Consider the following 7,314-nt stretch of genomic DNA (forward strand, 5'->3'; position numbering starts at 1 on the left):
ACGCCGCGCCTCAGGCGGTAATGCCCGAGTGCCGCAGCAGGGCGTCGATTTTCGGCTCCCGACCCCGGAACTGCTTGAACAGCTCCATCGGCTCCCTGGACCCGCCCTGCTCCAGAATGGCATGCAGGAAGTCGCGCCCGGTCTTGGCCGAGAAGACCCCTTCTTCCTCGAAACGGGAGAAGGCATCGCTCGACAGCACCTCGGCCCATTTGTAACTGTAGTAACCCGCCGCATAGCCGCCGGCAAAGATGTGGGCAAAGCTGTGCTGAAAGCGATTGAACGCCGGTGGCGGCAGTACCGAAACGGTCTTGCGCACCTGGTTCAGGATGTGCTGCACCCGACCCGGCTGGCTGCCGTCGGTCGCCATGTGCAGACGGAAGTCGAACAGGGCGAATTCCAGCTGACGCAGCATCATCAGCGCCGAGTGGAAGTTGCGTGCCGCCAGCATTCGCTCCAGCAAGTCTGCCGGCAGTGGTTCGCCGGTTTCGTGGTGGCCGGAAATAAAGGCCAGCGCCTCGGGCTGCCAGCACCAGTTTTCCAGGAACTGGCTGGGCAGCTCTACCGCATCCCAGGGCACGCCGTTGATGCCGGCCACCCCGGCCACGTCTACCTTGGTCAGCATGTGGTGAATACCGTGGCCAAACTCGTGGAACAGGGTCTCGACTTCGTTGTGGGTAAAGAGCGCCGGGGTATCGCCCACCGGGCCGTTGAAGTTGCAGGTCAGGTAGGCCACCGGCTTTTGCAGGCTGCCGTCTTCCCGATAGCGACGGCCGATGCAGTCGTCCATCCAGGCGCCGCCGCGCTTGTTGGCCCGGGCGTACAGGTCCAGATAGAAGCTGCCGCGCAGTTCGCCGTCTTCACCGACAATATCGAAGAAGCGCACGTCCGGATGCCACACTTCCACCCCGAAACGCTCGGTGACCTTGACGCCGAACAGGCGCTTCACGGTCTCGAACAGGCCGTGTATGACCTTGTGCTCGGGGAAGTAGGGCCGCAGCTCTTCGTCGGAAATGGTGTACTTGTGCTGCTTGAGCTTCTCGCCGTAATAGGTGACGTCCCAGGCGTTGAGCTGCTCTACGCCATGGTGTTCGCGGGCAAACTCGGCCAGCTCGGCCAGCTCGGCCTGGCCCTGGGGATAAGAGCGCTCGGCCAGCTGGTCGAGGAAGTCCAGCACCTGCTGTTCGCTCTCGGCCATCTTGGTGGTCAGCGACAGCTGGGCATAGTTTTCATAACCCAGCAGGCTGGCCAGCTCCTGCTTCAGCGCCAGGGTTTCCTCTATGGTGGCGGTGTTGTCGAACTCGCCGGCATGGGGGCCCTGATCCGAGGCCCGGGTGCAGTAGGCCCGATACAGCTCTTCACGCAGGGCGGCATCGTCGGCATACATCATCACCGGCAGATAAGAGGGAATGTCCAGGGTGAAGAGCCAGCCGTCCAGCTTGCGCGCCTCGGCCTGGGCCCTGGCCGCCGCCAGCGCCGACTCGGGCAGGCCGGCCAGCTGTTTCTGGTCGGTAATCTGCCGGGTCCAGGCCTGGGTGGCATCCAGCACCCGGTTGGAGAAGCTGGACGCCAGATCCGACAGCCGGGACTTGATGGCGCCGAAGCGTTGTTTTTGCGACGCTTCCAGCGCGATGCCGGACAGACGAAAATCACGCAGGGTATTATTGACTTCCTTTTGCTGGGCCAGGCTCAGCTTCTTGAAGCTGTCCCGATCTGCCAGGCTCTGATAAGCCTCGAACAGACCTTCGTGCTGGCCCATCCAGGTGTGATATTCGGACAGCAGCGGCAAACAGGACTCATAGGCCTGACGCAGCTCGTCGCTGTTCAGTACGCTGTTGAGGTGGCTGACCGGTGACCAGATGCGCCCGAGGCGGTCGTTCACTTCTTCCAGCGGCGCCACCAGGTTGTCCCAGGTGAAGTCTTCGTCGCTGGCCAGCACGGTGTCGACCCGCTTCTTGCAGTCGGCAATGGCGTGCTCTACCGCCGGCTTTACCTGTTCCGGTTTGATCTGGCTGAATGGCGGCAGGCCGTCCATGGTCAATAGCGGATTCGTCATGTCCTGTACCTCTTAATCGTTTTGGCCGTCGACTTGCCCACCGGCAATCGAGGGAATACCCCTAACATGGTGATAGTGGCGACAATGTTCAAGCTTTTCATGCATTCAGCGCCCTAATCCCCATCGAACCGACGATTAAGTGACCGCCTCCTGCGGTAAAACTTGGTGTACAATCGTCCGACAGCATTATTCGACCCCACTCATCCAGGGAGCAGACATATGGCACAGCATTTCGACTATATCGCCATCGGCGGCGGCAGCGGCGGCATCGCCTCCGCCAACCGCGCCGCCATGCACGGTAAAAAAGTAGCCTTGATTGAAGCCAAAGACCTGGGCGGCACCTGCGTCAACGTAGGCTGCGTACCCAAGAAAGTGATGTGGCACGGCGCCCAGATTGCCGATGCGGTCAAGCTTTATGCCGCCGATTACGGCTTCGATGTTGAACTCAAGGGTCACGACTGGGCCAGACTGGTCGAAAGCCGTCAGGCCTATATCGGCCGTATTCATCAGTCTTACGACCGGGTGCTGGGCAACAACAAGATCACCGTGATCAAGGGCTTCGGCCGCTTCAAGGACGCCCACACCCTGGAGGTGAACGGCGAGGAGGTCACCGCCGATCATATTCTGATCGCCACCGGTGGCGAGCCCATAGTGCCGCACATTCCCGGTGCCGAGCACGGCATCGACTCCAACGGCTTCTTCGAGCTGAACGAACAGCCCAGGCGGGTGGCGGTAGTGGGTGCCGGCTACATAGCGGTAGAGCTGGCCGGGGTGCTGAACGCCCTGGGCTCGGATACCCATCTGCTGGTGCGTAAACACGCCCCGCTGCGTAACTTCGATCCGCTGCTCACCGACACCCTGGTGGAGGTGATGGCCACCGAAGGCCCGCAGCTGCACACCCATTCCGTGCCCAAGAGCGTAGAGAAAAACACCGACGGCAGCCTGACCCTGCATCTGGACAACGGCGAGCAACTCACCGTGGACTGCCTGATCTGGGCCATCGGCCGTCGCCCGCTGACCCGGGGCCTGAACCTGGACGCCGCCGGTGTCTCGGTCGATCAGCACGGCTACATCAAGGTGGACGAATACCAGAACACCACCGCCAACGGCGTATATGCCGTGGGTGACAACATCGGTTATGTAGAGCTGACCCCGGTGGCGGTGAAGGCCGGTCGCCAGTTGTCGGAGCGGTTGTTCAACAACAAGCCCGACGCCAAAATGGACTATGACCTGATCCCCACCGTGGTATTCAGCCATCCGCCCATCGGCACCCTGGGGCTGACCGAGCCCGAAGCGCGCGAGAAGCATGGCGACGATCAGGTGAAGGTATACACCTCGTCCTTTACCGCCATGTACACCGCCGTGACCAGCCATCGCCAGCCCTGCAAGATGAAGCTGGTGTGTGTGGGCGACAACGAGAAGGTGGTGGGCATTCACGGCATCGGCTTCGGCATGGATGAGATCCTGCAGGGCTTTGCCGTCGCGGTGAAAATGGGCGCCACCAAGGCCGACTTCGACGCCTGTGTGGCCATCCACCCGACCGGCGCCGAAGAGTTTGTTACCATGCGGTAAGTATTTGATTTATTGAATAAAATGCCGAGCGATTGCTCGGCATTTTTGTTTGTCTCAAACCATTAAACCGATGTGCTATTTCGCTTCACTGCAAAGGTCGAACAAAGGGCCCGCTCCGCCTACTCGCCGTAAACCCATCCGTGGGGGCTCCGCCGCGCCCTCCCTGGCGCGGAGGGTCGGCGGAGCGAATCCCTTTGTCCTCCTTGATGATCCGGCGCCGCCTGTTGGTCTCGTCTGCGGGCAACTCGCTATTCTAATTTTCAACCCGAGCTGCCTATAATGCTAAAGCTTCATATGAGTTTACTTTGATATGGCATCACAGGGGGCAGGTCTTTCTTTTTTCCCTGCCTCCCGGCTCAAGTGTTTTTCTGCAAAAGGCAAGCAGCAAGACCTGACCCCAAATAGGTATGCTTTATTTTTATTCATACAAGGAGATTGTATTCTTTAACTCTTCAGAAAAGTTAAAGATATCATCTAAAGTTTCAATCGGGTGACGAGTCTCTTTCTTGTCGGCATCCAATATGCCAAGGTACTTTTTCTTTGTATTGAAGTGAAGACGGCAAAGTGGTTTGCGATTATTATCGTCCAGCAATACACCAAAATAACTTTGTGTGTCCCGCGCCGCAATGCGTTGAGCATCTACTTTTTGACGAAGGATTGCTTTAATTATGTTAAATCCTTCAATTTCTTCTTCGGTTGTCACCACTTTTGGTGTTTCACCAGAAGCTTCCTCGACAGCTTCAACAGTAACACTTGCTGGCACTGGCATACTTTTCACATCATTGTTGCCCATGGCTGACTTTAACCGAGCATTCACGCTGTCATTAAGGTACTGTTTTAGCGCCTTGGAAGTGATCTCCATGAACTGGCTCTTAACTTTAGCCGTTTGAACCCCGTCATACACCTTTGAGGTGAAGAATCTCACAAAATCTTCGTCAGGATTTTGGAACTGCTCATAGAGCACAGCCTTAATCTGATTCAGGTACTTCAGCTCACCCGCCGCATCCACCACAGAGTCTACGTCAAATGAGCTTTTGGTCAGTTTCTTGATCTCGGGAAAGACGTGTTCATCCAGATCTTCCAAGTCCAGCGTCAAAAACGGCTTAGAATCCATCTTGTTCGGAGCATCGATGTCAGTATAAAACTGATACTGAGCACCATTGGTCAGAATGGCAATACGAGCATTGGTCACTGAGAAATAGCGGAAAAGCTGGTTAGCGTGTTTGGTGGACAAGGGTTCACCATATTTCTTACACTCAATCAGGATCTGAATTACACCATCTTTCATAAGGGCATAATCCACCTTCTCTCCCTTCTTCGTCCCGACATCAGCCGTAAATTCCGGGATCACCTCACTCGGATCGAAAATATCGTATCCCAGAACGGAGTGAAGAAATGGCATAACGAGTGCGTTTTTTGTGGCCTCCTCAGTCGATAAACTTCCTGAGACTTGTGCTACTTTCTTGGATAAGCCCTGTAACCGTTCGATAAAATCCACTCTCTTTCTCCCTACCCTTATTATTTATCCTAGAAATACAGCACTTACCGCTGACTAAAGCAACAATAAAAACCATTTGGAGCTGAAAATGGGCATTGTTCCCTAAAAGAATTTTTTACTATTTAACAATACTGAGGTGCGCGTGTGCTCTAAGGGGTCAGGTCTTGCTTTTTGCCCCTTGCCCTTTTTATTCGCGCTTTCCACAGGCAACACCGCACCGATAAGAGAGGCAGCAGGGATTGCTGGAGCCGACCGTCAAATGCCAGGGACGGCATTTGCCGAGCGCCGCATGGATGCGGGTTAAGCGCGTCGGCGTTAGCAACCCTGCTGCCTCTATACATACGCCCGGCCGCCAGCGCTGCCCATGACCTATACTTCAATCGTCAACCGATGTTCCGTATCTGTCGAGGAGGACTTGTCATGCCGGCCCAACGATTGCAGCAATACCTGGATCAACAGGGGGTCAAATATCGGGTCATTACCCACTCGCCGGCGTTTACCGCGCAGGATGTGGCCGAAGTCGCCCATGTACCGGGCAGGGTGATGGCCAAGGTGGTCATCATGAATCTGGATGATCGGATGGCCATGATAGTGGTGCCCGCCCCCAAGACGATCCATCCCGACAGCCTGGCCCGGTCCCTGTCAGTAAAGGAAGTGACCTTTCTGCATGAAAACGACTTTCGCGAGCAGTTTCCCGACTGCCAGGTCGGCGCCCTGCCCCCCTTTGGCAACCTGTATGACATGCCGGTGTATATCGACACCGAGCTCGCACGCCAGGCAGAAATCGTCTTCAGTGCCGGCAGTTACCGTGAGCTGTTCAGCCTGTCGATGAAACCGTCATTCCGCACCTGATTTTCTGATTTCCGGTACTTGACACCGATCCGCCAGTTTGATCTATTACTACTTTTTGGCGGCAGCATCATGGCAACTCCTTCTTATCGCATTAAAAACCTCGATCATCTGGGCTTGGTGGCAGGTATGTGCCGTGAACTGGGGCTGGCTCAGATGGTCGATGCCATTGTGCCGAAGCAAGGAGACTATCAGCTGTCTCACGGTGAGGCCTTGGTGGCCATGATCATCAATGGTCTGGGATTTCACAGTCGCACTCTGCACATGTTTCCCCAGTTTTTTGCCGATAAGCCGACCGAACGCCTGCTACGCCCCGGTATTCTGCCCGAACACCTCAATGATGATGCCTTGGGGCGTTGCCTCGATGCGTTGTTCGAGGCCGATGTGTCCGCGCTTTACCAGGACATGGCCGAGCAGGTCGTTGCTCGACTGGGGCTGAACAGCACCGCCGTTCACCTCGATATCACCAGTTTCCATGTGGATGGTGCCTATGAGCGTGACGAAGACAACCCTGCTTGCATCAAATTGGTTAAAGGCTACAGCCGAGATCATCGGCCAGAGCTGAACCAGGTTATCCTGGAGCTGATCTGCGAGAATCAGGCTGGACTGCCGGTCTACATGCAGGCGCTGAGCGGCAATACCAATGACCAGAAAGCCTTTGCCGAGGTGACCCGCCAGCATGTGAAGTCCCTGAAAGCCGCCCAGCAAAGTCGTTATTTCGTCGGTGATGCCGCGCTCTATACGGCCGATTCGCTTTCAGCCCTGCATCAGCAGGATCAGCTATTCGTTACTCGCGTGCCGATGACGCTAAAGGATGCCAAGCACGCCGTCTCTAACCTGCAAACGGAGCGACTGGAGGCATTGGGGGATGGCTACCATGGCTACTGGATCGAAGCCGATTATGCCGGTGTGCCGCAACGCTGGTTACTGGTGCGCAGTGAACAGGCCACCAAACGCGAACAACAGACGGTCACCAGGAATCTGCTTAAAACCGGCACGCGTGAGCTCAAGCAATTCCAGAAATTATGTAAAAAACGCTTTGCCTGTCAGCAAGATGCAGAGCAGGCCTTGGCCGAGTTCAGCCGTGGACTCGGCGTGTTGCGGATAGAGCAGGGAGACACCTTGGTACAACCGATTTATAGCGGGAAAGGCCGGCCCAAAAAAGGTCAGCTCCCGGAAAGAATCGACTACCTGTTAACCGGTCAGGCGGTGACCTGCCTGGATAAAGTGGCCACGGCCAAGGAACAGGCGGGAATATTTATTCTGGCGACCAACGATCTGAGCGACCATCTGGATATGGCCGGACTGCTCGCGACCTACAAATCCCAACAATCGGTAGAGC

At 56.3% G+C, this 7,314-nt stretch carries 5 protein-coding genes; 3 read left to right on the plus strand and 2 right to left on the minus strand.

The features are described 5' to 3' along the window. Window positions 1–10: 10 nt before the first annotated feature. A complete protein-coding gene (gene prlC / locus HNR62_RS11150; protein ID WP_204796163.1) occupies window positions 11–2,053 on the minus strand; it encodes an oligopeptidase A in 2,043 nt (680 codons plus the stop codon). 219 nt (window positions 2,054–2,272) lie between these two features. Here prlC and gorA point away from each other — a divergent pair, with 219 nt between their 5' ends. Then, window positions 2,273–3,625, plus strand: a complete 1,353-nt coding sequence (gene gorA, locus HNR62_RS11155) for a glutathione-disulfide reductase (protein WP_204796164.1) — start codon at window positions 2,273–2,275, stop codon at window positions 3,623–3,625. Window positions 3,626–4,043: 418 nt separating this feature from the next. Here gorA and HNR62_RS11160 read toward each other — a convergent pair whose 3' ends face one another. Continuing rightward, the gene (locus HNR62_RS11160; RefSeq protein WP_204796165.1) at window positions 4,044–5,123 is read right to left on the minus strand and encodes a type I restriction endonuclease; all 1,080 of its coding nucleotides are present in this window, start codon (window positions 5,121–5,123) and stop codon (window positions 4,044–4,046) included. A gap of 420 nt (window positions 5,124–5,543) precedes the next feature. Between HNR62_RS11160 and HNR62_RS11165 the strand changes: the two genes are divergently transcribed. Then, the gene (locus HNR62_RS11165; RefSeq protein ID WP_204796166.1) at window positions 5,544–5,975 is read left to right on the plus strand and encodes an aminoacyl-tRNA deacylase; all 432 of its coding nucleotides are present in this window, start codon (window positions 5,544–5,546) and stop codon (window positions 5,973–5,975) included. A 69-nt stretch (window positions 5,976–6,044) separates the two neighbouring features. Continuing rightward, on the plus strand, window positions 6,045–7,314 hold a 1,270-nt coding region (locus HNR62_RS11170; protein ID WP_204796167.1), incomplete at its 3' end, for an IS1634 family transposase.

Source organism: Oceanisphaera litoralis, assembly GCF_016907015.1.
GTDB classification, from domain to species: Bacteria; Pseudomonadota; Gammaproteobacteria; order Enterobacterales; family Aeromonadaceae; genus Oceanimonas; species Oceanimonas litoralis.

Coding starts and splice junctions, on each gene's coding strand:
- prlC (WP_204796163.1), bottom strand. CDS start 2,053: ATGACGAATCCGCTATTGACCATGGACGGCCTGCCGCCATTCAGCCAG.
- gorA (WP_204796164.1), top strand. CDS start 2,273: ATGGCACAGCATTTCGACTATATCGCCATCGGCGGCGGCAGCGGCGGC.
- HNR62_RS11165 (WP_204796166.1), top strand. CDS start 5,544: ATGCCGGCCCAACGATTGCAGCAATACCTGGATCAACAGGGGGTCAAA.